This is a genomic window from Nocardioides sp. WG-D5 (assembly GCF_054031175.1).
In genome coordinates this window covers 3,796,770-3,822,364 of record NZ_CM132928.1, presented here as the reverse complement: position 1 = coordinate 3,822,364, position 25,595 = coordinate 3,796,770, and the positions used below count along the sequence as shown (strand labels likewise).

Below are 25,595 nucleotides of genomic sequence, written 5' to 3'. Positions count from 1 at the left end.
GGAAGGTTCAGAATGCCGGCTTCGGATTGAACTCCGACTTGTCGAGCTTTATGTCCGAAACGTCCCACTTCGTAAAGATCTTGTTGTACGTCCCGTCGGCGATGAGCGCGTTGATGGCATCGACGAGCACCGGCGCCAGCGGCGACTTCTTGGCGACGACGAAGCCGACGTCGGTGAGGCTGAGCTCGCCGAGGTACTTCAGACCGGGCTGGTGGGAGACCAGATACTTCAGCGACAGCGTCGGCCCGAAGTAGAGGTCGGTCTTGCCGTTCTGCAGGCCGAGCAGGATCGCGGCGTTGTCCTTGAAGTAGTCCACCTCGTAGGCCTTCTTGCCGGCCTTCTCGCACTCGGCGGCGCCGTCCTCGAGGATCTGCTGGAAGCTGGAGCCCGGCGAGGTCGCCACCGTGTGGCCGCAGATGTCGGTCAGCGTCTTCACCTGGTCGAGGTCGCCGTCCTCGCGGGAGACGAACGACTGCCCGTCGAGCAGGTAGGTGGCGTAGTCGACGACCTCGAGCCGCTCGGAGGTGACCGCGAAGTTGGCCTGGCCGACGTCGTACTTACCACTCTGCGTGCCCGGGACGATCGTCTCGAAGCTGCCGAACTCCGTCTTCCAGGTCACCCCGAGCTTGGCCGCGAGCGCGTTGCGCAGGTCGATGTCGAGACCGATCTGCTCCCCGGACTGGTCCGAGCCACCGTGCGGCAGCCCCTGCTCGCCGGTCGCCTCGGTGGTGCCGAGGATCAGCGTCTTGGACTTCTGTACGTCGGCCGGCAGCCGCTCGGTCAGCGCCGGGTCCGCCTGCACGTCCGAGACGACGTCCTGGGTCGGGATCGCGGCCGGCTCGGCGGAGGCCGACCCGTCCGACCCGATGCCACGTTCGGCGTCGCTGAGCGTGTCGGAGGCGTTGCCGCAGCCGGCGAGGACGAGGGCCGCGACGGCGACCAGGGCGAGCTTGAGCTTCACGGAGTGGGGTCCTTTCGAGGGGGTCACAACACAGCGGAGAGGAACGCCCGAGCGCGCTCATGGGTGGGAGAGACGAGTACGTCGCCGGGCGCCCCGGCCTCGATCAGCCGGCCCTCGTCGAGGAAGACGACCTGGTCGGCGACCTCGCGCGCGAAGCCGATCTCGTGGGTGACCACGATCATCGTCATGCCGGTCCGGGCAAGGTCCTTCATCACGCCGAGCACCTCGCCGACCATCTCGGGGTCGAGCGCGGAGGTCGGCTCGTCGAAGAGCATCAGGTCGGGTTCGACGGCGAGCGCGCGGGCGATCGCCACCCGCTGCTGCTGACCGCCCGACATCTGTCGTGGGTAGGAGCGCTCCCGGTCGGCCAGGCCGACCCGGTCGAGCAGCTCGCGTCCGCGCGTCTCGGCCGCCCGGCGGCGTACGCCTGCGGCCAGCTGGCCCTCCACGACGTTCTCCAGCGCGGTCTTGTGCGGGAACAGGTTGAACTGCTGGAACACCATCCCGATCCGGCTGCGCTGGCGGGTGATGGCCCGGTCGGAGAGCTCCCTGAGGTGGGCTCCCTCGCGGCGGTAGCCGATGATCTCGCCGTCCACCTCGACGAAGCCGGCATCGGGCTTCTCCAGGTGGTTGACCGTACGCAGCAACGTCGACTTGCCCGAGCCCGACGGCCCCAGGACGACCGCCACCGAGCCGCGGGCGACGTCGAGGTCGATGGCGTCGAGGACGGTGTTGGCGCCGAACTGCTTGCTCAGGCCGCGGATCCGCACGAGGGGCTCGCTCATCAGATGACCTCCACGTCTCGACGGGGGCGCGACCGCGGGACGAGCGGGAGCTGCCCGCGCCACAGCCGCCAGAAGCCGGTGCGCGCACCCTTGCCGCGGGCGTAGTAGCGCTCCACGAAGAACTGGATCGTCGACAGGACGGTGACCAGGATCAGGTACCAGATGGTGGCGACCAGCAGCAGCGGGATGACCAGGTAGTTCTGCGCGTAGATCAGCTGCACCGAGTAGAGCAGGTCCTGCACCGCGATCACCGAGACGATCGAGGTGCCCTTGAGCAGCCCGATCAGCAGGTTGCCGGAGGCCGGGATGATCGCCGGCATCGCCTGCGGGAGCACGATCCGCCAGAAGATCCGGGCCCTGGACAGACCGAGCGCCTTGGCCGCCTCGGTCTGTCCGGCCTCGACCGAGACCAGGCCGCCGCGGATGATCTCGGCGGCGAACGCGGCGATGTCGAAGGTGAGCCCGACGAAGGCCGCGAGCAGGCCGCTGAACAGATGGGCCGTCTCGATGGTGACGAACGGCTTCAGGAACGGGATGCCCAGGCTGATCTGCGGATACAGCGAGGCCATCTGGAACCAGAAGAGGAGCTGCAGCAGCGGCGGCACGCTCCGGAAGAACCAGATGTAGACCGCGCTCACCGAGCTCAGCACCGGGTTCGTGGAGAGTCGCATGACCGCGAGCACGATGCCGAGCAGGTAGGAGCTGACCAGCACCGCCGCGGTCAGCCACAGGGTCAGCACCAGCCCGTCGAGGATCGAGGGGCGCAGGAAGAAGGCGCCGACGACGTCCCAGTGGTAGCGCGGGTTCGTGACCAGGCTCTTCACGATCCCGGCGACGACCAGCAGCACGAGCACCGCCGAGATCCACTGCCCCGGCTTGCGCCGCGCGACGAGCCTGGCACCGAGGAGCTCCTCGTCGCCGTCGCGGGCGAGCAGGGGGCGGCGACGTACGACCTCATCGACGCTCACGTGCAACCACCACCTATTTGTCGAGTAACTTGCTCAACATTCTAGCCGTGGTTCGTTGATCCGGAGGAGGCATCCGGAAAATGGGACGAGCCCCGAACCCATCGGGTCCGGGGCTCGACTCGCGCGAGACTCGGGCTAGCTCAGACGTGGTAGTTGGGCGCCTCGGCGGTGACCTGGACGTCGTGGGGGTGCGACTCCTTGAGCGAGGCGGAGGTGATCCGCATGAAGCGGCCCTTCTCCTGCAGCTCGGGGATGGTGCGCGCGCCGACGTAGAACATGGTCTGGTGCAGGCCGCCGGTGAGCTGGTGGGCGACCGTGGCCAGCGCGCCCTTGTAGGCGACCTGGCCCTCGACGCCCTCGGGGACGATCATGTCGTCGTCGGTGACCTCGGCCTGGAAGTAGCGGTCCTTGGAGAAGGACTTCTTGCCGCGGCTCGACATGGCGCCCATCGAGCCCATGCCGCGGTAGGCCTTGAACTGCTTGCCGTTGATCAGGACCGTGTCCCCGGGGGTCTCCTCGGTGCCGGCGAGCATCGAGCCGAGCATCACGGTGTCGGCGCCGGCGACGAGGGCCTTGCCGATCTCACCGGAGTAGCGCAGGCCGCCGTCGGCGATCACGGGGACGCCCGCCGGCTTGCAGGCCAGGCTCGCCTCGTAGACGGCGGAGATCTGCGGCACGCCGACACCGGTGACGACGCGGGTGGTGCAGATCGAGCCCGGGCCGACACCGACCTTGACCGCGTCGGCGCCCGCGTCGACGAAGCTCTGCGCACCCTCCTTGGTCGCGACGTTGCCGCCGATGACCTGGACGTGCTTGGTGGCCGGGTCGGTCTTGAGACGGCGGACCATGTCGATCAGCATGCGTACGTTGCCGTGGGCCGTGTCTGCGACGAGCACGTCGACTCCGGCCTCGATGAGCGTGGTGGCCCGCTCCCAGGCGTCGCCGAAGTAGCCGATCGCGGCGCCGACGAGCAGGCGGCCCTGGGCGTCCTTGGAGGCGTCGGGGAACTGCTCGGACTTCACGAAGTCCTTGACGGTGATCAGGCCGGTGATGCGACCGTCCGTGTCGACCAGCGGGAGGCGCTCCAGCTTGTGCTGGCGCAGCAGCTTGGTGGCCTCCTCGCGGGAGATCTCGGCGGGGCCGGTGATCAGGTCCTTGGAGGTCATCACCTCGTTGACCTTCGTGGTCGCCCACTCGGCGACGGGGGTGAACCGGAGGTCGCGGTTGGTGATGATGCCGATCAGCTTCTGGTCGACGTCGACCACGGGGAAGCCGGAGATCCGGTATTCACCGGCGAGCTTGTCGAGCTGCTCCAGCGTCGCGTCGGGGCCGATGGTGACCGGGTTGGAGATGATCCCGGTCTGAGTGCGCTTGACCAGGTCGACCTGGTAGGCCTGATCCTCGATGCTCAGGTTGCGGTGGAGCACGCCGATGCCGCCCTGGCGGGCCATCGCGATCGCCATCCGCGACTCGGTCACGGTGTCCATCGCCGCGGAGATCAGCGGCACCCGGAGGTTGATCTCACGGGTCAGCCGGGAGGTCGTATCGATGTCAGACGGCGCCAGATCCGAGTATCCAGGCATCAGGAGTACGTCGTCGTAGGTGAGGCCGAGCGTCGCGAACTTCTCCGGGATCTCCATAGAGAAATGTTACGGCCGAGCCCCGGGGATCGCCGAAACGGCGAGACTTCTCATCCCGAGCTACCGGTCCAACGGCTTGAGGTCCCGCACCGGCACCTTGACGGTCAGCAGGTCGCCCGCCATCCGGATCCGGCCGCGCATCCCGGCGGCGAGGACCATGGGCAGCACGGCCTGGTTGTCGGACTGGGTGGTGAGCAGGATCTCGTCGGCGCCGAGCATGTGCGCGAGCCTGGCGGTGTCGACCAGCAGCCGGGTGCCGATGCCGCGGCGCTGCCAGGCCGGGTCGACGCGCAGGTTGACGATGCGTACGTTCTCGTCGTCGTCCGCCGGGCCCAGGACCTCGCCGATGCCGACGGCGACGCCGTCGATCAGCGCGGTGACGGTCTCACCGGTGACGACGAGGTCGGGGGTGCTCCCGGTGCCCAGGCGGCGTACGGGCGGGGTGGTGCCGATCGCCGCCGACTCGCGGCTGCGGTCGAGGACGTCGTTGACCAGGTCGGCCATCGCGGAGCCGCGGGCGTGCTCGGTCGCGGTGAAGGGGGCGGTGCGGTGGAGCTGGACGTCGACGTCGGCGACCCGCAGCTCCATGGTGTCGTGGACGACCCCGGGCGGCGCCTCGGCCTCGGCGTCGAAGAGCTGGGCGACGACCTCGGGGAACGACATCGGCCGCTCCAGGACATGTCGCGCGGCCTGGACGTAGCGCGTCGGCTGGTCGGCGAGGGCAGCCTCGTTGGCGGGCTGGATCACCATGTCGCACCCGCCTGCGGAGGCGAGCAGCTCAGCGACCCGCAGGTCGTTCCAGCCCGGTGGCGTACGCAGCACGAACTCGTCGGTCACCTCCTCCAGCCCGGGGAAGATCTGCATCCCCAGGATGTTGACCCCGGCCTCACCGCAGCGCTGCGCCAGCGCCGCCAGCGTGCCCGGTCGGTCCGGCAGCGTCGTACGCACTCTCCACAACATCGTCCCCGCCATGGGCCCTAGTCTGCCTGTTCTGCTGTTTCTGGTCCGTTTCCCACGGTTAAACCTTCAGTCGGCGGGCGGTCGCGGCGGGGTCTGCTCGCCCGCTTCGACGAGCACGTCGATGTGGTTGCTCGCCGGCGGGAGCGGGCAGGTGGCGTGGATCGTGTAGGCGCAGGGCATGTTGGCGGCCCGGTTGAAGTCGAGGACGGCCTTGCCGTCGACCGGCTGCTCGACGGCGAGCTGGCGGCAGGCGGCGTAGGTCGTGACCCCGCTGGTCTCGTCGGTGAACAGCAGCCACAGCTCGTCGTCGCCGCCGTCGAAGGCGATCAGCCGCTGCGGGCGCCCGTTCACCTCGAACGCGACCTCCCCCACCGCGTCGATGATGCTCGAACGCCCCTCGACCACGGAGCCGACCGAGATCGGGCGACTCGTCTCATAGGCGGTGAAGACGGCTTTGACCTGCCATGACGGGTCCGGATCGTACGTCGGGGTGCCCGTGTAGTCGCGCAGGAACGGACCGTCGGGCTGCCGCGGACGGAGCACCGGGGTGCCGAAACGGTCCGCGACCTCGACCGTGCCTGCGCCGAAGGTCGCGATCACGCCGATCGGGTCGACGTGGCCGAAGACGTGACGACCGGCGAGCGTGGCACCGCCGAGCTCGAGCCACTCGCCCTCGCCGAGCTCGACGACGGCACCCTCGGGACCGTTGGACCAGACGCCCGGGATCCCGGGGAACCGCTGCGGCCTCGGCCCCAGCCAGTGCAGGCCGGTGATCGCCAGGAAACCTTCGGGACTTCTCAGCTCGGCCTCCCGCTGCTCGCGCCATCGCTGCCAGGCCTGCTCGAAAGTCACGCGCCGCACTCTACAAAGACTTGCGTTGCCAGGTCTTGCAATGGTTGCCGACTTTTACCCTCGGCTTCACCGACTGTGTGCCTGCCCCCTCCCGCGTGCGAGCCGGGCCAGGTGGATCGCGCCGCGAGCCGCGGTGACCAGGACGAGGTACCAGATCGCGGCCACCGCGAGCAGCGGGATGATCAGGTGGTTGCGCTCCTCGAGCGCCTGGACGACCCCGAGCAGGTCGGTGATCGAGAGCACCGAGACCAGGCTGGTCGCCTGCAGCGTGGTCACCAGGATGTCACCCGACGCGGTCAGCCGGTCGTCGTCCGGAAGAGCCTTGGCTGCGTACGCTCCCATCGCCAGCGCCAGCCCCGCGATCGCCGCGTAGACGGGTGTGACCAGCCGCATCGCATCGAGATGCACCCCGGGAATCGCGAAGGTGATGTCGGGGAAGACCAGCGCGATGTTGCTCCACAGCAGGAGCTGGACGAGCACCGGGATGCTGCCGAAGACCCAGACGTACGCAGCCGCGAGCCCGCCCAGCAGCGGGTTGCCGGACCTCTCCATCCTGATCACGACGAGCCCGATCGCCGCGGCCATCGCGAAGACCAGCGCGGTCAGCCGGACCGTGAGCCAGACACCGGCGAGCACGTCCGGGTGGAGCAGATGGCCGACGACCTCGCCGAGAAGGAGGTTCTCGTTCCGCACCATGCTCCACAGGAGCCGGAGGAGAAGGAGGGTGAGGAGGGCTGCGATCACCCAAGCGACTGTGTTGGTCTCGACACGCCTCCGCCTAGCGGCTCCGGCGGCTCGACCAACGGTCCCGTCGGTCGAGCCGCGAGCGCCAGCGAGCGTGTCGAGACCAACACAGTCGTCGTCGGCAGCCGTCTCGGTCATCGCCGTGAACCATGGCGTCTCCTGGTGACCAGGAGGTTGCTATCAGCTGGTCTTTCCTTGAAATCGCCGAGTCGGCGCATCCGACCCCTCTCGCTCGCTTCGCTTCGCGAGACACGGGGTCAGATGCGCCGACTCGGCTCTGCTCAGTAGGAGGGCTGGGCCTGGACGTTCAGCTCGTCGAACCTGACCCTCTTCGCCGAGGCGACGCGCGGGTCACGCAGGTCGAAGACGTCGAAGCCGCGCTGGATCTCGTTGGAGTAGATGTAGCCGTTGTAGTAGTAGGTCGACCAGGGGCCGGCGATCGTCGAGGTGTCCTCGAACGGACCGCGGTCGAACCAGGCGATCTCCTTCGGGTTGGCCGAGTCGGTGAAGTCGTAGACCGACACACCGCCCTGGTACCAGGCCTGGACCATGATGTCCTTGCCCTTGACCGGGATCAGCGAGCCGTTGTGGGCGACGCAGTTCTCGGTGTTGGACTGGGTGCGCGGCATCTTGTAGTAGGACTTGAAGACGAGCTGGCCGTCCTCGATGTCGTAGATGCCGTTGGCGCCCTTCTCCATCCCGGTCTCCGGGTTGCAGGTCGGCGCACCGCCGCCACCGAGCTCGTCGGTGAAGACGACCTTGGTGCCGGTGTTGTTGAAGGTGGCCGAGTGCCAGAACGCGAAGTTCTCGGTGTCGGTGACCTGCTCGGTCACGACCGGGTGCTCGCGGTCGGAGATGTCCATCAGGATGCCGTCGCCCATGCAGGCGCCGGCCGCGATGTCCTTGGACGGGTAGGTGGTGATGTCGTGGCAGCCGGCGGTGTTGGTGTAGCCACCGTCGGGGAACAGCACCGGCTCAGCGACCACCGCGGCCCGCTCCGGCGCCCGCTTGGGGATCTTCACGATGCTGATCTTGTCGTGCGGCGGCTGGCAGTCGGGGTAGGTCGCCCGGGGCCCGTAGGAGGAGACGTACGCATAGACGGACCGGCCGTCCTTGCTCGGCGCCAGCGAGTGGGTGTGGGAGCCGCACTTGGTCTCGACCGCGGCGACGTACTCCGGGTCTCGCGGGTTGCTGATGTCGAAGACGCGGAGGCCCTCCCACGACTCCTTGATCTCGGCCGACTGCGCCACGTTGTCACAGGTGTTGTTGCTGCGGCTGGAGTCGACGGAGAGGACGAGCAGGTCGCCGTAGACGGAGATGTCGTTCTGGGAGCCGGGGCAGACGTACTGCTTCACGAGTCGCGGGCTGGCCGGGTTCCTGATGTCGATGACGTTGAACCCGTTGTAGTTGCCGGCGAAGGCGTAGTGGCCCTGGAAGGCGAGGTCGCTGTTGAGGGCGTTGGTGGGCGTGAAGGCACCTGACTTGGGGATGTTGGCGATCAGGTGCATGTTGGGTGTGCCGTCGGACTCGCCGGCGGGCACGACCGGGTTGTTGGCGCCCAGCTGGGCGAGGTCGTTGCCGGCGACGCAGGCGGAGGCGAAGTTGTCACCGAGCTTGGTGATCGCCTGCTTCTCTTCGGCCGTGCAGCTCGTCTGGGCCTCGGGAGCCCGAGTCGTCTGACTCGACTCGCTCTCGGTGCCGTGGGTGTGGGACTCGTCTGCGGAGGACGGGGCGGCGACGGCCAGCCCTCCTGCGACAACCAGGACCGCCGCGATGGGGGCCAGGTAATGGGTAGGTCGTCTAAGCCTCATGGTGCAAGCCTTCCGAGTCGGCCGCCGTGGGGTGGCAGGGCATGACCACTCAACTTTAGTAAAACGCGTACATGGTCGGCACGGAATGTGAATAAATTGTTCATCCCCCCGGCATCTCGGAAGGAGACACATGCCCAGGCGACTCGGCGTCATCTCGGTGGTCGTTCTCGCGGCGATGTCGCTCGGCGGGTGCGGAGGTTCCTCGCACGATGCGCACGCCTCCCACGGCTCCCACTCGCCCAGCCCGGAGGCGGCCACCCAGTCGGCGCCGGTGGTGCAGGGCGGTGCACCCGGCGAGCCGGCGCGGACCGTCTCGCCGTCGGCCGCCGCCACGGACGAGTGGACTCAGACCGACGCCGACTTCGTGACCATGATGATCCCCCACCACGCCCAGGCGCTGGAGATGACCCGGCTGGCACGGGAGCACGGCGTCAACCCCGAGGTCGTCTCCCTGGCGAAGCGCATCGAGTCGGCCCAGGGTCCCGAGATCGTGGCGATGAGCGGCTGGCTCGACCTCCGCGGACTGAGGGTGCCGCGGGCCTCGGATCCCCCGCACACCATGGCCGGCATGCTCACGCCTGAACAGATGACCGCACTCGGCAAGGCCCGAGGCGAGGAGTTCGACCGGCTCTTCCTGACCGGGATGATCCAGCACCACCAGGGCGCCCTGGAGATGGCCGAGCCGATGGCGTCCAAGGGCGGCGACGCGCTGGCGATCGAGATGGCGACCGACGTCGAGGCCACCCAGTCGGTGGAGATCGAGATCATGGAGAAGCTGCTCGCGGAGCTGTGAGAACCGGTACGTTGCGGCGGTGCCCCTCACCCCTGCCCGTCGTCGACAGGTGCTGATCGGCTCCGCCGTCGTCGCCTGTCTCGCGCTGGTCATGGCCGCGCTGGTCTACACCGGCGTGGTGATGCCGACCCGTCTGTTCGCCGCGAAGTACGACGTACGCGGCATCGACGTCTACCACCACAACGGCACCGTGGACTGGCCACAGGTCGCCGAGCAGGACATCGACTTCGCCTGGATCAAGGCCACCGAGGGCTCCTCCCACGTCGACTCACGCTTCGCCGCCAACTGGGCCCAGGCGCAGCGCACCGGGATCGCGACCGGCGCCTACCACTTCATGAGCTTCGAGAGCCCGGGCGCCGACCAGGCGCACAACATGATCGCCACGGTGCCCCGGGTCGCCGGCACGCTCGCCCCGGTCGTCGACCTGGAGCCTTACGGTCGCTTCAAAGGTGATCTGCCTCCCGCCACCGAGATCCGCGCCATCCTCGACGCCTTGCTGGCTGCCCTCGAGGATCACTACGGGATCGCGCCGGTCATCTACACCACTCCGTCGGCCTATCGTGCCTACCTGGTCGACGCCTACCCCGACAACCCGATCTGGTTCCGCTCCGTCGCGTGGCCGCCGCGGGTGCCGGACGGGCGTGACTGGACCATCTGGCAGTACTCGAACCGGGACCGGCTCGATGGTGTGGGCAGTGAGGACGAGGCGTACGTGGACATGAACGTGCTCTCGGACGACGCCGATCTCGACGAGTTGATGCTCCGCTGAAATCGCCGAGTCGGCGCATCCGACCCCTCCCGCTCGCTTCGCTCGCGAGACACGGGGTCAGATGCGCCGACTCGGCTGTGTGTCAGTGGCCGTGACCGTGGCCGTGACCGGCCGCGGGCGCCTCTTCCTCTTCCGGCTTGTCGACGACCAGGGTCTCGGTCGTGAGCAGCATGCCCGCGATCGAGGTGGCGTTGATGAGCGCGGAGCGGGTCACCTTCACCGGGTCGATGACGCCCTGGGCAACCAGGTCGCCGTACTCACCGGTGGCGGCGTTGTAGCCCTGGCCGACGCCGAGGTCGCGGACCTTGGTGGTGATGACGTAGCCGTTGTCGCCACCGTTCTCGGCGATCCAGCGCAGCGGCTCGTCGGCGGCCTTGCGGACGACGCGTACGCCGACCGCCTCGTCACCCTCGAGGCCGAGGTCCTTCTCCAGGACGGAGACGGCGTGGATCAGCGCGGAGCCACCGCCGGGGACGATGCCCTCCTCGATGGCGGCGCGGGTCGCGGAGACAGCGTCCTCGATGCGGTGCTTCTTCTCCTTGAGCTCCACCTCGGTGTGAGCGCCGACCTTGATCACGCAGACGCCACCGGCGAGCTTGGCGAGGCGCTCCTGGAGCTTCTCGCGGTCCCAGTCGGAGTCGGTGCGCTCGATCTCGGACTTGAGCTCGGCGACGCGGCCCTCGACGGCAGCAGCGTCGCCGCCACCCTCGACGATGGTCGTGTTGTCCTTGGACACCGTCACGCGGCGGGCGGTGCCGAGCACCTCGAGGCCGACCTGGTCGAGCTTGAGGCCGACCTCCTCGGCGACGACCTGCGCGCCGGTCAGGATCGCGATGTCCTGCAGCATCGCCTTGCGGCGGTCACCGAACGCGGGCGCCTTGACGGCGGTCGCGTTGAAGGTGCCCTTGATCTTGTTCACGACCAGGGTCGAGAGGGCTTCGCCCTCGACGTCCTCGGCGATGATGAACAGCGGCTTGCCGGCGGCGATGACCTTCTCCAGCAGCGGCAGGAGCTCCTGGATGGAGCTGATCTTGCCCTGGACGAGCAGGATCAGCGGGTCGTCGATGACGGCCTCCATCCGCTCCTGGTCGGTCACGAAGTACTGAGAGATGTAGCCCTTGTCGAACTGCATGCCCTCGGTGAACTCGAGCTCGGTGCCCGTGGTGTTGGACTCCTCGACGGTGATGACGCCGTCCTTGCCCACCTTCGCGAAGGCCTCGGCGAGGATCTCGCCGATCTTCGCGTCGCGGGAGGAGATGGTGGCGACCGAGGCCATGTCGGACTCGTCGACGACCTCACGAGCGGCGGCACGCAGCGCGTCGCCGACGGCGGCGGCAGCGGCGTCCATACCGCGCTTGAGGCTCATCGGGTTGGCACCAGCGGCAACCGCGCGCAGACCCTCGTGGACCATCGCCTGGGCGAGGACGGTCGCGGTGGTGGTGCCGTCACCGGCGATGTCGTTGGTCTTGGTCGCGACCTCCTTGGTGAGCTGAGCACCAAGGTTCTCGAACGGGTCGTCCAGCTCGACCTCACGGGCGACGGTGACACCGTCGTTGGTGATGGTCGGGGCGCCCCACTTCTTGTCGAGGACGACGTAGCGGCCCTTGGGGCCCAGCGTCACCTTGACGGCGTTGGCGAGGGCGTCGACGCCGCGCTCGAGGGCGCGGCGGGCGTTCTCGTCGAACTCCAGGATCTTCGGCATATGCATTTACTCCCTAGTACGCAGCGCGCGGCCGTGGCCGCCGGGACATACCCCGCCCGGCCCGGCCGCGCTGTGCGAGACGGATGACGTCAGGCGATGACCGCGAGGATGTCGCGGGCCGACAGGATGAGGTACTCCTCGCCGGCGTACTTCACCTCGGTGCCGCCGTACTTGCTGTAGATGACCTTGTCGCCGACGGCGACGTCGAGCGGGACGCGGTTGCCCTTGTCGTCGATGCGACCCGGACCGAGGGCCAGGACCTCGCCCTCCTGGGGCTTCTCCTTGGCCGTGTCCGGGATGACCAGGCCCGAGGCGGTGGTCTGCTCGGCCTCGACGGCCTTCACGACGATGCGGTCCTCGAGCGGCTTGATGTTGACCGACACTGTGTCGACCTCCCCATTTCTTCTATGGAGTCAGATGATTCTGGGTGGGTGTTGCTACGTCTGTGCTTGCGATCTGCCACGTACGCCGTCGCGGGGGTCGCACCCGGCTCGCAAGCGCTGGCACACTCAAGGGGAGAGTGCCAATGCAGACGTTAGCACTCGACCACAATGAGTGCCAGCAAGGCCCGGCTATCGCTGTCCGGGGAGCCTCACTGTCAGGGCGATCGCACCGGCCACGAGCCCCAGGACGATGATGCCTCCGACGACCAGGACGGACCAGCGATCCTCGCTCTCGTCCTTTTCCTCGAATGTGGTGATCTCGAGCTCCTCGCCATCGCTCAGCAGGGGACCCAGGGAGGACGGCTCATCCGGGACCACGGACTTCTTGGTGCCGGCCGAGCCGCTCTGCTCCACCTTCTCCTCCGGTGCTTCCGCCGTGACGTCGGCCGTCGGTTCCTCCTCCGGCGCCGCGGTCTCCTGGTCCGATTCGGGCTCGCTGGCGACCGGGGTCTGCACGTACGTCACCGAGTAGCTCTCCAGCTGCTTGCCGCTGCTGTGACTGATGACCGTGGTCCGCTGCGGCGTGGAGAGCGTGTGCCTCTCGGCGCCGGCGTTCCCGCGTCCGACCACGCAGAACGACGCGATCCGGTAGCCGTCGGGCGCCGTCGCGGTGGCGGACGTGGCACCCACCGATGTGTAGGAGCGGTCACCGGACGAGCACTGGCTCACCGGAGTCGCGGTGTCGGCCGACGCGGGCGGGGTGAGCGTCAGCGACAGCAGGGTCATGACGGCTCCGGCTGCCCAAAGGATCGGGGGGACCATGCGGGGGGATCTACGCACTCGGCGGATCCTACATAAACACCCCACCCGGTAATGGAGTTTGCCGCGTCCGGAAACTCGCCTGAGAGGATCGGTGCATGGACCTCGATGCCTTCGCCTGGCTGCTGACCGATGACGGGCAACGGCTGCTGGCGCGGGCCACCGAGATGACGTCGTCGGACGCCGCCGACGGCAAGGGCTCGGCCCTGGCGGTGCAGACCGCTCTGCGCAAGGACGAGACCGCCGAGCGCGTGGCCGCGGCGATGACCCAGGTCGACCTGCGCCGGAAGGCGGCCGCCAAGTTCGGCGACCTGGCACCCAGGATGTACTTCACCCCCGACGGCCTCGAGCAGGCAACCCGCCTCGCCGTCGCCCACCACCGGTCGGCGCGGCTGCGGGCCTTCGACGCGGCGAGCGTCATCGACCTCGGCTGCGGGATCGGCGGCGACCTGATCGCCTCCTCGCGCGCCGGGCTCACCGCTGCCGGGGTCGACAACGATCCGGAACGGGTCGCCGTCGCCCAGGCGAATCTAGATGCTCTCGGGCTGCCCGGCGCGGTCACCGTCGCCGACGCGACCGGCGTCGACCATTCCCCGTTCGACGTGGCGTACGCCGATCCGGCACGTCGCGGCGCCAAGGGCCGAGTCTTCTCCGCCGAGGGGTGGACCCCGCCGTGGTCGTGGGTCGAGACGCTCTTCGACCGCGATGCCTGTGTGAAGGTCGCTCCGGGGATCCCGCACGACCTCGTCCCCGAGAAGGTCGAGGCCGAGTGGGTCAGTGACCGGGGCGAGGTCAAGGAGGCCGCGCTGTGGTCGGGCTCGCTGGCCAGCACGCATCGACGCGCCACCGTGATCGGCGAGCGCGGCCTGGCGACGCTCACCTCCGAGGACGATCCGGGCGGCGAGGTCGGCGAGGTCGCCGAGTTCCTCTACGAGCCCGACGGTGCGGTGATCCGTGCCGGGCTGGTCACCGCCGTCGCAGCCGGGGTGCAGGGCCACCTGGTCGACGAGCACATCGCGTACGTCACCTCCTCCGCCTCCTTCGAGACGCCCTTCGCCCGTGGGTATCAGGTGCTCGAGGAGCTGCCCTACCGGGAGAAGCAGCTCAAGGCGGCGCTCCGCGAGCGGGGCATCGGGAAGCTGACCATCAAGAAGCGCGGCGTGCAGGTCGTGCCCGAACAGCTCCGCAAACGGCTCGCGCTGTCGGGCTCGGCCGAGGCGACGATCGTGCTCACCAGGGTTGCCGGCGAGGGGACGTGTCTGTTGGTACGGCCCTTCTGAGGGTCAGACCAGGACGGTCGTGATCGGCTGGGAGGAGTCGGCCGGGAGATCCAGGGCCGAGGGCGTACGCCCCCTCGCCACCATCTCCGCCCCGAGAGCCGCCACCATCGCACCGTTGTCCGTGCACAGGCCCGGGCGCGGGACCCGGACCCGGATGCCGAGCTTGGTGGCCCGCTCCTCGGCGAGCACGCGGAGCCGGCTGTTGGCAGCGACCCCGCCACCGATGATGATGTCCTCGATGCCTTCGGAGGAGGCCGCGTCGAGGGCCTTCCTCACCAGGACGTCGACCACGGCCTCCTGGAAGCTGGCGGCCACGTCGGCGACCGGGACCGGCTCGCCGCTGCGCTCCTTGGCCTCGATCCAGCGGGCGACCGCGGTCTTGAGGCCGGAGAAGGAGAAGTCGAAGCGGTGTCTTTCGAGGTCGCGGCGGCTGGTCAGCCCGCGGGGGAAGTCGATCGCGATCGAGCTGCCCGACGTGGCGGTTCTGTCGATCACCGGGCCACCCGGGAAGCCCAGACCAAGGAGACGGGCGACCTTGTCGAAGGCCTCCCCCGCTGCGTCGTCGATCGTCGCGCCAATCGGGTCGACGCCCTCGGTGATGTCGGTGACCTTGAGCAAGCTGGAGTGGCCGCCGGAGACGAGCATCGCCACGCAGGGTTCGGGAAGCGGGCCGTGCTGGAGCTGGTCGACCGCGACGTGCGAGGCCAGGTGGTTGACCCCGTAGATCGGCTTGTCGAGCCCGAGAGCGAGGGCCTTGGCCGCGGCCACCCCGACCAGCAGGGCGCCGGCGAGCCCGGGGCCGGCGGTGACGGCGATCGCGTCGACGTCGTTCAGCCTGATCCCCGACTCCTCGCAGGCACGCTCGATGGTCGGCACCATCGCCTCCAGGTGCGCCCGGCTGGCAACCTCCGGCACGACCCCACCGAACCGGGCATGCTCCTCGACGCTGCTCGCCACCGCGTCGGCCAGCAGCGTGTGACCGCGCACGACACCGATTCCCGTCTCATCGCACGACGTCTCGATCCCGAGGACCAGGGGCTCATCAACGAGGGCACCGGAAGTCATGAGCCCATTCTGCCTCCACGTCACTCTGAGGCTCAGCGTCGGGCCGGGCGGGGACGCCCTGGCTTCGGCGGACGAACGAATTTTCATTCACCTCCGACACGTGAACGAACTTTCATTCACCACCGACACGTGAACGAACCTTCATTCACCACCAACACGTGAACGAACCTTCATTCACCACCAACACGTGAACGAACCTTCATTCGTGACAGGCGCGCGAATGAATTTTCGTTCGTCACGGGCGCGCGAAAGAACTTTCATTCGCCCGGACTCACGGGCCCGCCCGAGAAGCGCCCCGAGAACCGCCCAGACGAAGACCCGGCCTCTCAGGCGGCTTGGGCGCTGTCCAGATCGTCATGAAGGGCTGAGTAAGCGGCGGCCCAGAGTCGTTGCGCGAGATCAGGCTCGATCGGGTCGGCGGAGCAGAGGCTGTCCCACAGCCCACGGAGCAGTATCACCAGCCCACCCGATTCGTAGTCGGTGAGTTCCCGGCCGATCGAGCTGCTGAGCCAGAACCTGACGTTGTGCCACAGGTAGCGGACGGCCTCGCCGACATCGTCGTTCGTCCGAGCGAGTTCCTCGATGCCCAGCCAGGCCCTGAGAAAGAACAGCTCGTCCCGAGTCGAAGGCAGGTAGCCGGCCCATCCCCGTAGGTTCACGCGCCGAGCGACCTCCTCCCAGTAGATGCCGGCGAATCCCGCGGCGGCATGGGGCAGCATGTTCTCCCGCCCGGCGAACCACTTGTGCAGCGTCGACACCGCCATGTTCGCCTCCTCGGCAACCACTTTGAGGGTGGGCGCACGCAAGCCGTCGCGCCCGATCGTCCTCGCCAGGGCGAGGCCGGCTGTCGTCGATTCGAAACCGCTGCGGTTGAAGGCCATGACACTGATCGCACCACAGACCACCGACATTTCAGCCGACACGGCCTCAGCCAGATGTCGCCGTCGGGCCCGTGAGCTCCATCGCCAGCACGATCCCCGTCGCCCCGTCGCGGTAGTAGCGCTCGCGACGGTCGATCTCGACGAACCCGGCCTGGTCGTAGAACTGGAGGGCCGCGACGTTGCCCTCACGCACCTCGAGGAGAAGTCGCTCGGCTCCCTCGCTCCGAGCGAGGTCGATCGCCGCCGCGAGGAGCGACCCACCGATCCCGCGGCGACGCTGCTCCTCGGCGGTCGCGATCCGCTGGAGCTCGGCGATCTCGTAGACGACGCTCATCAGCGCATGACCGACGACCGTCCCCGCGTCATCGACCGCGACCAGGATCCGGACGGTGGGCATCTTGCCTTCGATCGCCACCTGCAGGTACTCGGGCGTCCAGGCGTCGTCGGGAAACGCCTCGACCTCGAGGTCGGCGATCGCGTCGACGTCGTCCGGACCCGCCGAGCGTACGGTCACTGCAAGACCTTCTTCTGCGCCTTCTTCTGGGCCTTCTTCTGCGCAGCCTGCTCCACCGCATCGGGCCGGCGCAGATAAAGCGGCTCAGGGTCCATCAGCTCGACCCGCTCCTCGGCCACCGCACGGGCCAGCCAACCCGCGGAGGGACGCTGCGGACCGAGCGGCGTCGGGAACGCGTCGGGGTAGAGCAACGCCCCCTCACCGACCACCGGCATCGAGGTGGCGACGTCGGCAGGGCGGGCGACGACAGGTCCCTCGAGGCGTACGCCGTCGGCGTCGTAGGAGGCCAGGTAGACCTCCTTGCGCCGCGCATCGGTCGCCACGAAGAACCCGCCCTCGATGTCCCTCGTCGTCGAGCTCGTCGAGACCACGGCCTCCACAGCGAGCACGTCCAGGGTGCAGGCCGCGTAGACCGGGATATCCAGCGCGAACCCGAGCGTCCGGGCGGTGACCAGACCGACCCGGAGACCGGTGAACGGCCCCGGACCGGCGCCCACGGCGATGGCGGTAAGGTCCTGACGTACGATCCCGGCCGCCGCCAGGATGTCGGAGATCAGCGGCGCGAGCTGCTCACCGTGCTTCATGGTCCGGTCGGAGGCGAGCTCGGCGACGACGTCGTCACCGTCGTGGAGCGCCACGGTGACCTGAGGTGTTGCGGTGTCAAAGGCGAGAAGCACGACCACACCCTAGAGCGCGCTCAGGTCGACGCCGCGCCAACGGGCCCCGACGGGAACGATCTCCACGCGCCGAGGATCGGCGCCGTCGGGCGCCTCGACCAGATCCAGCGGAGCCTCGTCGGCCTCGGCTCGGACGATCCGGATCTCCAGCCGCGACTCGGAGAGCCCCTCGGCCAGGCCCTCACCCCACTCCACGACGGTGACCGCATCGTCGAGATCGGTGTCCAGGTCGAGGTCGTCGAGCTCCTCGATCCCGCCCAGCCGATAGGCGTCGACATGGACGAGCTCGGGCCCGCCGACCGTCGAGGGATGCACCCGGGCGATCACGAAGGTCGGCGAGGTGATCTCACCGCGCACCCCCAGCCCCGCCCCGAGGCCCTTGGTGAAGGTGGTCTTGCCGGCACCGAGGCCGCCGGAGAGGACGAGTACGTCCCCGGCGGCGAGCAGACCGGCCATCCGCCGGCCCAGCTCGAACATCGCGTCGGGGTCGAGCGCCTCGACGACATGCTCGTTCAGCGGACGATGCAGCCGCACCGCGGGCGATTCCCGCGAAACCTCGCGAAAGCCTTGCCGCTCCCAGAATCGCAACGTCTCCGGCAGCTCCTCACGAGCGATCACCGCGAGATCGCCGAAACCCTCGGAGCGCGCCAGCCCGGCGGCGTACGTCACCATCTTGTGCGCCACGCCATGACCCTGTTGATCAGGCAGAACAGCGAAACGACGCAGCCACATGGTCGAGTCGGCGGGATCCATCACGACGGTCCCGACCCCGACCCCGTCCAACCGCGCCAGGACGCCCCCGAAGCCGGAGAGGCGCTCCTTCATGGACGCCTCGGTCTCCCCGAGCGCATCGGCGGGCGGGTCCAGGGCCCGGCGGGCGGAGAAGGCCGTGCGGACGATGGCGAGCACCTCGGCCGCGGCCTCCGCCCCGACCCGCTCGAAGTCGAGCGTCATGCCGATGCCGCATCCCGGGTTGCCGAGGCGAGCAGCTGGTCGAGCTCGGCGTTGACCTGACCGTGCCGCTCGAGGATGACCATGTGACCGGCGTTCTCGCACTCCACCAGCCGCGAGCCGGGGATGTAGGAGTGCAGCTTGCGGCTGTGGCCGATCGAGGTGAGCCGGTCCGCGGTGCCGCAGATGACCGTGGTCGGCACCCGGCCGAGCGTGGTGATCGACGAGAACTTGTCCAGCGCGCGGAAGCTCGGGAAGAACTCCGCGACCACCTCGAACGGCGTCTGCGAGAGCAGCCCGTCGACGAACTCGACGTACGCCTCGGGCACCTCGTCCCCGAAGGCGAACACGTCGGTGAAGACGGTCGCCACCGAGGACCCCATGGCGCGGAACCGGTCGACGATACCGTGCCCGCGGGCCAGCGTACGCATGGTGCTGTTGGCGATCCCGCCGGACAACTTGGCCGGGAGCACCGGGATCAGCAGCCGGCTCGGATCCAGACCACCGGCGGTCGTCGAGATCAGGGCGGCGCCGATGATGCGGCCACCCTCGTCGTAGGGAGCGAACAGCTCGGGGTGGTCCTCGGCGAGCGCGGCGATCGTCATTCCGCCCATCGAGTGGCCGACCAGGATCACCGGACCCTCCGGCACGACCGCGTCCAGCACCCGGAGCAGGTCGTCACCGAGCTGGTCGATCGTGGCGTTGCCGAGCGAGGACCGGCCGCTGCGGCCGTGGCTGCGCTGGTCGTAGAAGACCGACCGCACCAGGCCCCGGTAGGCGGCGCGCTGGAAGTGCCAGCAGTCGAGGTTGAGGCAGTAGCCGTGCACGAAGACGAGCGTCACGTTGCTCGACCCGCCGTTGTGGGTGTGCGCCGCGTCGACCTCGTCGACCTCGACGTGGAGAGGTACGCCGTCGGAGGTCACCACCGTGACCGGACAGGACCGCAGTGTGCCGAGCGGGGTCCGGTCCTCGGGTCGTTCCTCGATCGCGCGGCGGCGCTTCTTGACCACGACCGCGCCGCGGGCCGCGGCAGCGACCGCAGCAGCCCCCAACGTCCCTGCCGCGATCTGACCGATCCGTGTTGCGATGCTCATTGGTCGCCTCCCTGTTCGGTCTGCTCGGTGTCGACGTAACGGCGCTTCATCCGTCCTCCGATCCTGGTGACGACCTCGTAGGCGATGGTCTCGCTCGCCTCGGCCCAGTCCTGGGCGGTCGGCCCGCCGTCGGCGCCGGTACCCCACAGAACCACCTCGGCACCTGGTTCGACCGCGGTGTCGCCGAGATCGACCACGATCTGGTCCATGCAGACGGTGCCGCGGACGGGGCGTCGCGCGCCGTCCACCCACACCGACGCGCGGTTCCCGGCACGACGCTGGATGCCCTCGGCGTAGCCGACCGGGATCAGCCCGACGGTGGTCGGCTCCTCGGCCACCCAGGTGTGGTTGTAGGAGACGCCGGCACCGGCCTCGATCTGCTTCACCAGCGCCAGCTCGGCGCGCACGGTCATCGCCGGGACGAGTCCGAGCTCGTCCCACGGCGATCCCTCGACGCCCGGCGCCGGGTCGATGCCGTACGTCGCGATCCCCACCCGCACCAGGTCGAGGCGTGCGCTGGGGCGCAGCAGCGCTCCCGCGGAGTTGGCCAGGTGGCGCACCTCGGGCCGGAGACCGGCCTCCTCGGCGACCGCGAGCGCCTCGCCGAAGACCTTCTCCTGGAGGGCGCTGGCCGGGTCGGCGGTGTTCTCGCTCGCGCTGAAGTGGGACCAGATCCCGGTGACCCGGATCGCGCCCTCGGCCTCCAGGATCCGCGCCCGAGCGACCAGGTTGCCCCAGTCGGCGAAGGCCGCACCACCCCGCGAGAGCCCGGTGTCCACCTTGAGCTGCACCCGCGGCGTACGGCCCAGGGCGTCGCCGGCGGCGGCGAACTTCTCCAGGTCGGCGACGGTGTAGGCGGTGACGTCGATGTCGGCGGCCACGAGGTCCTCGGCGGGTTCGCTCGGCATGATCAGCCAGGCCAGCAGCCGGCCCTCGTCGCCGGCGGCGCGCAGCGCGAGCGCCTCGTCGGCCGAGGCCACGCCGAGCCAGTCGGCACCGCCCTCGCGAGCGGCCCGTCCGGCCTGGACCAGGCCGTGCCCGTAGCCGTCGGCCTTCACCACCGTCATGATCGGCGTACGAAGGTGCTCCTTCAGCCGCGAGACGTTGTGGCGGATCGCGGCGAGGTCGATGACGATCTCGGCTCGCCGAAGCGGAGCCCGAGGCGCTGGGCTCGGTGACATGCTGTCAAGGATAGTTGCCGCTAACTTCAGACAGCAGGAAGGGATCGGATAACGGCAGGTATCGCCGCGGCGACGCCGCTCGCGGTGACCGGCCCGCCGGCGCTCGCCAGCGTCGCCGCCGCGCCGTGCAGCCAGGCCCCGGCCGAGGCCGCGTCGATGGGCGCGAGACCGGTGGCGAGGAGCGAGCCGATCAGCCCGCCGAGCACGTCGCCCGACCCGGCGGTGGCCAGCCAGGAGGTGCCGGTGGTGTTGACGCGTACCGGCGTGTCGGGATCCGGCGAGGCGATCGTGGTGCGGCGTCCCTTGAGCAGCACCACCGCGTGGAACCGCTGGGCCGCGAGCCGTGCGTAGTGCAGCGGCCGGGCCTCGATGTCGGCGCGGTCCTCCCGGATCAGCGTCGCCAGCTCGCCCGCGTGCGGGGTCAGGATCGCCGGCACTCCGAGCGGCCCCGACAACGGCCGGAGGCTGTCGGCGTCGATGACCAGAGGTACGCCGCTGGCCCGCGCGAACGCGAGCGCGCTGTTGGCCCCGTCGGCGCTGCCCGAGCCGACCACCCAGGCCTGGGCCTGTCCGTCGCCGACCACCTCCGGGTGCTGGCGCTTGACCCACTCCGAGGCGGTCCCGACGTAGCGGACCATCCCGGCGAGCCCCGTGTTGGCGCCGGCGACGGCGAGCAGCGCGGCGCCGGGATAGGTGGCGCTGCCGACCCGCAGCCCGACCACGCCGCGGGTGTACTTGTGCACGTCCGGCGCCGGGCGCGGTACCAGTGCGGCCACGTCGGCCGCCTCGAGGCTCTCGATGGCCGGCGTCGGGAGGTCGAGGCCGATGTCGATCAGCTCGACCTTCCCGCAGGCCGAGGCCGCCGGGTCGAGCAGATGGCACGGCTTGTAGGTGCCGAAGGTGACCGTCAGGTCGGCGGTCACGTGCGCACCGTCGACCTCCCCGGCATCGACGCAGACCCCGCTCGGCGTGTCGACGGCGACCACCGGAACACCGGCGAGCATCTCCAGCGCCGCCTCGGCCTCCGGCCGGAGCCCGGGCTTCCCCCCGATCCCCACGATCCCGTCGACGACGACATCCGCACCGGTGGTCGAGCTTGTCGAGATGACCGCCCCAGAGGAAACAGTCCCCCCTGCCGCCTTCAGAGCACCGACCCCACCCGCATGCGCCCGATCCGACAGCAACCACGCCTCGACCCGAGCGCCGCGACGCGCGAGCAGCGCCCCTGCGTACAACGCGTCTCCGCCGTTGTCGCCGCTCCCGACCAGCAGAACGACCCGGCGGCCGTAGGCACCGCCCAGGTGACCGATGACCGCGTACGCCAACCCGGCCGCCGCGCGCTGCATCAGGGCGCCTTCTGGCAGGCTCGCCATCAAGGCCTTCTCTGCCGCTCTGACCTGCTCAACCGAGTGCGCACGCCGCATGACCCCAGCCTACGCGCCGAAGCCCTGCCGGGGCCGGGCCGAAGGGCTCGAACAAGCCCGTCAGTCCTCCAGGACGACCATCGCCGAGGCGATCCCGGCGTCGTGGGAGAGCGAGAGGTGGACGGTGGCGACGCCGAGCTTCGTGGCCTGCGCCAGGACCGTGCCGCGGAGCTCGAACCGCGGCTGCCCCGACGACTCCGAGATCACCTCGGCGTCGTGCCACTCCATCCCCTGCGGTGCGCCGAGCGCCTTGGCGAGCGCCTCCTTGGCGGCGAACCGGGCGGCCAGGGAGGCCATCGGCTTGCCCGCCTCGGCGGGGGTGAACAGGCGCTCACGCAGCCGCGGCGTACGCTCCAGCGACTCCTCGAAGCGCGCCAGGTCGCAGACGTCGATCCCGACTCCGATGACGGCCATCAGCGCAGCGCCATCACTCGACCGTGACCGACTTGGCGAGGTTGCGCGGCTGGTCGACGTCGTAGCCGAGCTCGGTGGCGAGCTGGCAGGCGAAGAGCTGCAGCGGTACGACCGCGACGAGAGGCTGCAGGAGGACCGGCACCTTCGGCAGCCGGATGATCGTGTCGGAGACCGAGTCGACCGAGTCGTCGCCCTCCTCGACCAGCGCGATCGTGCGGGCGCCGCGGGCCCGCACCTCCATGATCCCCGAGCGCATCTTGTCGTGGAGGAAGTCGCGGCCGCGCGGCGGCACGATGCACCAGATCGGCAGGCCCTCCTCGACCAGCGCGATCGGGCCGTGCTTGAGCTCGCCGGCCGCGAAGCCCTCGGCGTGCAGGTAGGCGAGCTCCTTGAGCTTGAGCGCTCCCTCCAGAGCGACCGGGTAGCCGGCGTGGCGACCCAGGAACAGGAAGGCCCGGCGGTCGGCGTACTCACGCGCCAGGTCGTAGACCTGCGGCGCGGTCTCGAGCACCTTCTCCACAGCCGAGGGCATCGCCTCGAGCTGGGTCATCACGCCGTCGATCTCGTCGCCGTACATCGTGCCCTTGACCTGGGCCAGGTAGAGCGCGAGCAGGTAGCAGGCGACCAGCTGGGTGACGTACCCCTTGGTCGAGGCGACCCCGATCTCCGGGCCGGCGTGGGTGTAGATGACCGCGTCGGACTCGCGCGGGATCGTGGAGCCGTTGGTGTTGCAGATCGCCAGCACCTTGGAGCGCTGCGAGCGCGCGTGCCGGATCGCCTGCAGCGTGTCGGCGGTCTCGCCGGACTGCGAGATCGCCACCACCAGGGTGGAGTTGTCGAGGATCGGGTCGCGGTAGCGGAACTCGGAGGCCAGCTCCACCTCGACCGAGATCCGGCACCAGTGCTCGATGGCGTACTTCGCGACCATGCCCGCGTAGAACGACGTCCCCGCGGCGATGATGATGATCTTGGTGACCTCACGCAGCTCGTCGTCGTCGAGCCGCATCTCGTCGAGGTGGAGCGACCCCGAAGGCGTACGCCGCCCCAGCAGCGAGTCGGCGACAGCACGAGGCTGCTCGAGGATCTCCTTGCGCATGAACCAGTCGTGGCCGTCCTTCTCGGCGGCGGCCAGGTCCCAGTCGACATGGAAGCGGCGGCCCTCGGCAGGAGTGCCGTCGAAGTTGGTGACCGTCGCGCCCTCGCGGGTGATCGTGACGACCTGGTCCTGGTCGAGCTCGAGCGCCTCGCGGGTGTGCTCGATGAACGCGGCGACGTCGGAGCCGAGGAACGACTCCCCCTCGCCCAGGCCGACCACGAGCGGGCTGTTGCGGCGGGCGGCGACGACCCGGGACGGGTCCTCGGCGTCGACCGCGACGAAGGTGAAGGCGCCCTCCAGGACCGAGCAGACCTTCTGCATCGCGATGGTCAGGTCGGCTCCGCCGACGACCTCGCGCTCGAGCAGGTGGGCGGCCACCTCGGTGTCGGTCTGCGAGGCGAACTCGTGCCCGTCGGTCTCCAGGGAGGCCCGCAGCTCGGCGAAGTTCTCGATGATCCCGTTGTGGACGACCGCGACGCGCCCGGTGCGGCCGACGTGCGGGTGCGCGTTGCCGTCGGTCGGTCCACCGTGGGTGGCCCAGCGGGTGTGGCCGATCCCGGTCGTCGCCGCCGGCAGCGGCGTGTCCGCGATCGCCTTCTCCAGGTTGGCGAGCTTGCCGGCCTTCTTGTCCACGGCCAGCTTCCGGTCCGCGACCAGAGCGATCCCGGCCGAGTCATAGCCGCGGTACTCCAACCGCCTCAGGCCATCGATCACGACGTCCTGCGCCGACCGGTCTCCGACGTACCCAACGATGCCGCACATGGCGGATGATCCTACGGCTCTCGTGGGCCCCATAAGGAAGTGGCGGTGCGTGTGCGTAACAATCGTTGCCATGTCACACCCCGGGCCACACGGCGATGACCGCGGCTCCTCGCCCTACGTCGAGCTCGACCGTAGCGCGTGGGCCGAGCTCGCGACCGAGACCGAGAGTCCGCTGACCGAGGCCGAGATCGAGTCGCTGCGTGGCCTGGGCGACCAGATAGACCTCAAGGAGGTCGAGGAGGTCTACCTGCCGCTGAGCCGCCTGCTCAGCCTCTACGTGAGCGCCTCGGCCAAGCTCCACGACCAGCAGGAGCTGTTCCTCGGCAAGACGATGCCGGAGCGTACGCCCTTCGTCATCGGCGTCGCCGGGTCCGTCGCGGTCGGCAAGTCGACCACCGCGCGTGTGCTCCAGCAGATGCTCGCCCACTGGCCCGAGCACCCCAACGTCGCCCTGGTCACCACCGACGGGTTCCTCTACCCCAACGCCGAGCTCGAGCGGCGCGGCCTGATGGAGCGCAAGGGCTTCCCGGAGTCCTACGACCGCAAGGCGCTGCTCCGCTTCCTCGTCGACCTCAAGTCGGGTGAGGACGAGGTGCGCGCGCCGATCTACTCACACCTGACCTACGACGTCACCGACCAGACCGTGACCGTCAAGAAGCCGGACATCGTGATCCTCGAGGGGCTCAACGTCCTGCAGCCCTCCCGGGTCCGCGCCGACGGCACCATCTCGCTGGCCCTCTCGGACTTCTTCGACTTCTCCGTCTACGTCGATGCCGGGTCGCGCGACATCAAGCAGTGGTACGTCGACCGCTTCCTCCGACTGCGCGAGACCGCCTTCCGCGACCCGTCGTCCTACTTCACGAAATATGCGGCCCTGTCGCACGACGAGGCCGTCACCCGCGCCACCGAGATCTGGAACGAGATCAACGGCCCCAACCTCCGCGAGAACGTCCTCCCGACCCGCTCCCGCGCCACCCTCGTCCTGCGCAAGGACAGCGACCACTCGGTCCGCTACGTACGCCTGCGCAAGATCTGATTCGCCCCGTCGGTCGAGCCGGGTTCGTGAGGA

Annotated in this window: 25 protein-coding genes; 4 read left to right on the top strand and 21 right to left on the bottom strand. The window is 69.3% G+C overall.

Annotated features, from left to right (window positions below; translation table 11 throughout):
• Window positions 1-7 precede the first annotated feature (7 nt).
• From ACWZJV_RS18585 to ACWZJV_RS18550, 8 genes are all read right to left on the bottom strand, one after another.
• Window positions 8-961: a transporter substrate-binding domain-containing protein gene (locus ACWZJV_RS18585; RefSeq protein ID WP_008362409.1), complete on the bottom strand. Its 954-nt coding sequence runs from the start codon at window positions 959-961 to the stop codon at window positions 8-10.
• A gap of 23 nt (window positions 962-984) precedes the next feature.
• Complete coding sequence (locus ACWZJV_RS18580; RefSeq protein ID WP_196875540.1) at window positions 985-1,746, bottom strand: amino acid ABC transporter ATP-binding protein; 762 nt, start codon at window positions 1,744-1,746, stop codon at window positions 985-987.
• Window positions 1,746-2,714, bottom strand: coding sequence for an amino acid ABC transporter permease (locus tag ACWZJV_RS18575; protein ID WP_457177748.1), 969 nt, complete (start codon window positions 2,712-2,714; stop codon window positions 1,746-1,748). Before ACWZJV_RS18575 ends, ACWZJV_RS18580 begins: the two co-directional genes overlap by 1 nt.
• Before the next feature lie 140 nt (window positions 2,715-2,854).
• Window positions 2,855-4,354 carry an IMP dehydrogenase gene (guaB, locus tag ACWZJV_RS18570; RefSeq protein WP_008362412.1) on the bottom strand — a complete coding sequence of 500 codons (1,500 nt, stop codon included), beginning with the start codon at window positions 4,352-4,354 and terminating at the stop codon, window positions 2,855-2,857.
• A 60-nt stretch (window positions 4,355-4,414) separates the two neighbouring features.
• The gene (locus ACWZJV_RS18565) at window positions 4,415-5,326 is read right to left on the bottom strand and encodes a GNAT family N-acetyltransferase (protein WP_008362413.1); all 912 of its coding nucleotides are present in this window, start codon (window positions 5,324-5,326) and stop codon (window positions 4,415-4,417) included.
• Window positions 5,327-5,380: 54 nt separating this feature from the next.
• Window positions 5,381-6,166 carry a DUF1684 domain-containing protein gene (locus ACWZJV_RS18560; RefSeq protein WP_457177746.1) on the bottom strand — a complete coding sequence of 262 codons (786 nt, stop codon included), beginning with the start codon at window positions 6,164-6,166 and terminating at the stop codon, window positions 5,381-5,383.
• A 66-nt stretch (window positions 6,167-6,232) separates the two neighbouring features.
• Complete coding sequence (locus tag ACWZJV_RS18555) at window positions 6,233-6,910, bottom strand: hypothetical protein (RefSeq protein WP_457177744.1); 678 nt, start codon at window positions 6,908-6,910, stop codon at window positions 6,233-6,235.
• A gap of 281 nt (window positions 6,911-7,191) precedes the next feature.
• Window positions 7,192-8,721, bottom strand: coding sequence for an LVIVD repeat-containing protein (locus ACWZJV_RS18550; protein WP_008362416.1), 1,530 nt, complete (start codon window positions 8,719-8,721; stop codon window positions 7,192-7,194).
• Between the two features lie 130 nt (window positions 8,722-8,851).
• Here ACWZJV_RS18550 and ACWZJV_RS18545 point away from each other — a divergent pair, with 130 nt between their 5' ends.
• Window positions 8,852-9,514 carry a DUF305 domain-containing protein gene (locus tag ACWZJV_RS18545; RefSeq protein WP_008362417.1) on the top strand — a complete coding sequence of 221 codons (663 nt, stop codon included), beginning with the start codon at window positions 8,852-8,854 and terminating at the stop codon, window positions 9,512-9,514.
• 19 nt (window positions 9,515-9,533) lie between these two features.
• A complete protein-coding gene (locus ACWZJV_RS18540; protein ID WP_457177741.1) occupies window positions 9,534-10,283 on the top strand; it encodes a GH25 family lysozyme in 750 nt (249 codons plus the stop codon).
• A gap of 82 nt (window positions 10,284-10,365) precedes the next feature.
• Here ACWZJV_RS18540 and groL read toward each other — a convergent pair whose 3' ends face one another.
• From groL to ACWZJV_RS18525, 3 genes are all read right to left on the bottom strand, one after another.
• On the bottom strand, window positions 10,366-11,985 hold the full coding sequence (groL, locus tag ACWZJV_RS18535; protein ID WP_008362421.1) for a chaperonin GroEL: 1,620 nt from the start codon (window positions 11,983-11,985) through the stop codon (window positions 10,366-10,368).
• An 89-nt stretch (window positions 11,986-12,074) separates the two neighbouring features.
• Window positions 12,075-12,368 (bottom strand): co-chaperone GroES, encoded by a 294-nt coding sequence (gene groES, locus ACWZJV_RS18530; protein WP_008362423.1) that lies wholly within the window; start codon window positions 12,366-12,368, stop codon window positions 12,075-12,077.
• A 189-nt stretch (window positions 12,369-12,557) separates the two neighbouring features.
• Window positions 12,558-13,154, bottom strand: a complete 597-nt coding sequence (locus tag ACWZJV_RS18525) for a hypothetical protein (protein ID WP_457177739.1) — start codon at window positions 13,152-13,154, stop codon at window positions 12,558-12,560.
• A gap of 131 nt (window positions 13,155-13,285) precedes the next feature.
• Between ACWZJV_RS18525 and ACWZJV_RS18520 the strand changes: the two genes are divergently transcribed.
• Window positions 13,286-14,467, top strand: a complete 1,182-nt coding sequence (locus ACWZJV_RS18520; RefSeq protein ID WP_457177737.1) for a class I SAM-dependent methyltransferase — start codon at window positions 13,286-13,288, stop codon at window positions 14,465-14,467.
• Window positions 14,468-14,470: 3 nt separating this feature from the next.
• Here ACWZJV_RS18520 and tsaD read toward each other — a convergent pair whose 3' ends face one another.
• The 10 genes from tsaD to glmS form a co-directional block, all read right to left on the bottom strand.
• Window positions 14,471-15,532 carry a tRNA (adenosine(37)-N6)-threonylcarbamoyltransferase complex transferase subunit TsaD gene (tsaD, locus tag ACWZJV_RS18515; protein WP_457177735.1) on the bottom strand — a complete coding sequence of 354 codons (1,062 nt, stop codon included), beginning with the start codon at window positions 15,530-15,532 and terminating at the stop codon, window positions 14,471-14,473.
• A gap of 326 nt (window positions 15,533-15,858) precedes the next feature.
• Entirely contained in the window at window positions 15,859-16,413 is a 555-nt protein-coding gene (locus tag ACWZJV_RS18510) for a hypothetical protein (RefSeq protein ID WP_457177734.1), read from the bottom strand.
• Between the two features lie 46 nt (window positions 16,414-16,459).
• Window positions 16,460-16,927: a ribosomal protein S18-alanine N-acetyltransferase gene (rimI, locus tag ACWZJV_RS18505; RefSeq protein ID WP_457177732.1), complete on the bottom strand. Its 468-nt coding sequence runs from the start codon at window positions 16,925-16,927 to the stop codon at window positions 16,460-16,462.
• Entirely contained in the window at window positions 16,924-17,604 is a 681-nt protein-coding gene (tsaB, locus tag ACWZJV_RS18500) for a tRNA (adenosine(37)-N6)-threonylcarbamoyltransferase complex dimerization subunit type 1 TsaB (protein ID WP_457177731.1), read from the bottom strand. The genes rimI and tsaB overlap by 4 nt, the downstream gene beginning before the upstream one ends.
• A 9-nt stretch (window positions 17,605-17,613) precedes the next feature.
• Window positions 17,614-18,558 (bottom strand): tRNA (adenosine(37)-N6)-threonylcarbamoyltransferase complex ATPase subunit type 1 TsaE, encoded by a 945-nt coding sequence (gene tsaE / locus ACWZJV_RS18495; protein WP_457177729.1) that lies wholly within the window; start codon window positions 18,556-18,558, stop codon window positions 17,614-17,616.
• Window positions 18,555-19,649: an alpha/beta fold hydrolase gene (locus tag ACWZJV_RS18490; RefSeq protein ID WP_008362438.1), complete on the bottom strand. Its 1,095-nt coding sequence runs from the start codon at window positions 19,647-19,649 to the stop codon at window positions 18,555-18,557. Before ACWZJV_RS18490 ends, tsaE begins: the two co-directional genes overlap by 4 nt.
• On the bottom strand, window positions 19,646-20,830 hold the full coding sequence (alr, locus tag ACWZJV_RS18485) for an alanine racemase (RefSeq protein WP_457177726.1): 1,185 nt from the start codon (window positions 20,828-20,830) through the stop codon (window positions 19,646-19,648). The genes ACWZJV_RS18490 and alr overlap by 4 nt, the downstream gene beginning before the upstream one ends.
• Before the next feature lie 26 nt (window positions 20,831-20,856).
• The gene (locus ACWZJV_RS18480; protein WP_457177725.1) at window positions 20,857-22,203 is read right to left on the bottom strand and encodes an NAD(P)H-hydrate epimerase; all 1,347 of its coding nucleotides are present in this window, start codon (window positions 22,201-22,203) and stop codon (window positions 20,857-20,859) included.
• A gap of 111 nt (window positions 22,204-22,314) precedes the next feature.
• On the bottom strand, window positions 22,315-22,668 hold the full coding sequence (locus tag ACWZJV_RS18475) for a holo-ACP synthase (RefSeq protein ID WP_008362440.1): 354 nt from the start codon (window positions 22,666-22,668) through the stop codon (window positions 22,315-22,317).
• A 13-nt stretch (window positions 22,669-22,681) separates the two neighbouring features.
• Window positions 22,682-24,526, bottom strand: coding sequence for a glutamine--fructose-6-phosphate transaminase (isomerizing) (gene glmS / locus ACWZJV_RS18470; RefSeq protein ID WP_008362441.1), 1,845 nt, complete (start codon window positions 24,524-24,526; stop codon window positions 22,682-22,684).
• 70 nt (window positions 24,527-24,596) lie between these two features.
• On the opposite strand from glmS, the gene coaA reads away from it, so the two are divergent.
• Window positions 24,597-25,562 carry a type I pantothenate kinase gene (gene coaA / locus ACWZJV_RS18465; RefSeq protein ID WP_008362442.1) on the top strand — a complete coding sequence of 322 codons (966 nt, stop codon included), beginning with the start codon at window positions 24,597-24,599 and terminating at the stop codon, window positions 25,560-25,562.
• Window positions 25,563-25,595: the final 33 nt, after the last annotated feature.

Excerpts from the sequence above, each read along its gene's own strand:
- ACWZJV_RS18580 (WP_196875540.1), bottom strand. The coding sequence starts at position 1,746 with ATGAGCGAGCCCCTCGTGCGGATCCGCGGCCTGAGCAAGCAGTTCGGC.
- guaB (WP_008362412.1), bottom strand. The coding sequence starts at position 4,354 with ATGGAGATCCCGGAGAAGTTCGCGACGCTCGGCCTCACCTACGACGAC.
- ACWZJV_RS18565 (WP_008362413.1), bottom strand. The coding sequence starts at position 5,326 with ATGGCGGGGACGATGTTGTGGAGAGTGCGTACGACGCTGCCGGACCGA.
- ACWZJV_RS18550 (WP_008362416.1), bottom strand. The coding sequence starts at position 8,721 with ATGAGGCTTAGACGACCTACCCATTACCTGGCCCCCATCGCGGCGGTC.
- ACWZJV_RS18545 (WP_008362417.1), top strand. The coding sequence starts at position 8,852 with ATGCCCAGGCGACTCGGCGTCATCTCGGTGGTCGTTCTCGCGGCGATG.
- groL (WP_008362421.1), bottom strand. The coding sequence starts at position 11,985 with ATGCCGAAGATCCTGGAGTTCGACGAGAACGCCCGCCGCGCCCTCGAG.
- ACWZJV_RS18525 (WP_457177739.1), bottom strand. The coding sequence starts at position 13,154 with ATGACCCTGCTGTCGCTGACGCTCACCCCGCCCGCGTCGGCCGACACC.
- ACWZJV_RS18520 (WP_457177737.1), top strand. The coding sequence starts at position 13,286 with ATGGACCTCGATGCCTTCGCCTGGCTGCTGACCGATGACGGGCAACGG.
- tsaD (WP_457177735.1), bottom strand. The coding sequence starts at position 15,532 with ATGACTTCCGGTGCCCTCGTTGATGAGCCCCTGGTCCTCGGGATCGAG.
- ACWZJV_RS18510 (WP_457177734.1), bottom strand. The coding sequence starts at position 16,413 with ATGGCCTTCAACCGCAGCGGTTTCGAATCGACGACAGCCGGCCTCGCC.
- tsaE (WP_457177729.1), bottom strand. The coding sequence starts at position 18,558 with ATGACGCTCGACTTCGAGCGGGTCGGGGCGGAGGCCGCGGCCGAGGTG.
- ACWZJV_RS18490 (WP_008362438.1), bottom strand. The coding sequence starts at position 19,649 with ATGAGCATCGCAACACGGATCGGTCAGATCGCGGCAGGGACGTTGGGG.
- alr (WP_457177726.1), bottom strand. The coding sequence starts at position 20,830 with ATGTCACCGAGCCCAGCGCCTCGGGCTCCGCTTCGGCGAGCCGAGATC.
- ACWZJV_RS18480 (WP_457177725.1), bottom strand. The coding sequence starts at position 22,203 with ATGGCGAGCCTGCCAGAAGGCGCCCTGATGCAGCGCGCGGCGGCCGGG.
- ACWZJV_RS18475 (WP_008362440.1), bottom strand. The coding sequence starts at position 22,668 with ATGGCCGTCATCGGAGTCGGGATCGACGTCTGCGACCTGGCGCGCTTC.
- glmS (WP_008362441.1), bottom strand. The coding sequence starts at position 24,526 with ATGTGCGGCATCGTTGGGTACGTCGGAGACCGGTCGGCGCAGGACGTC.
- coaA (WP_008362442.1), top strand. The coding sequence starts at position 24,597 with ATGTCACACCCCGGGCCACACGGCGATGACCGCGGCTCCTCGCCCTAC.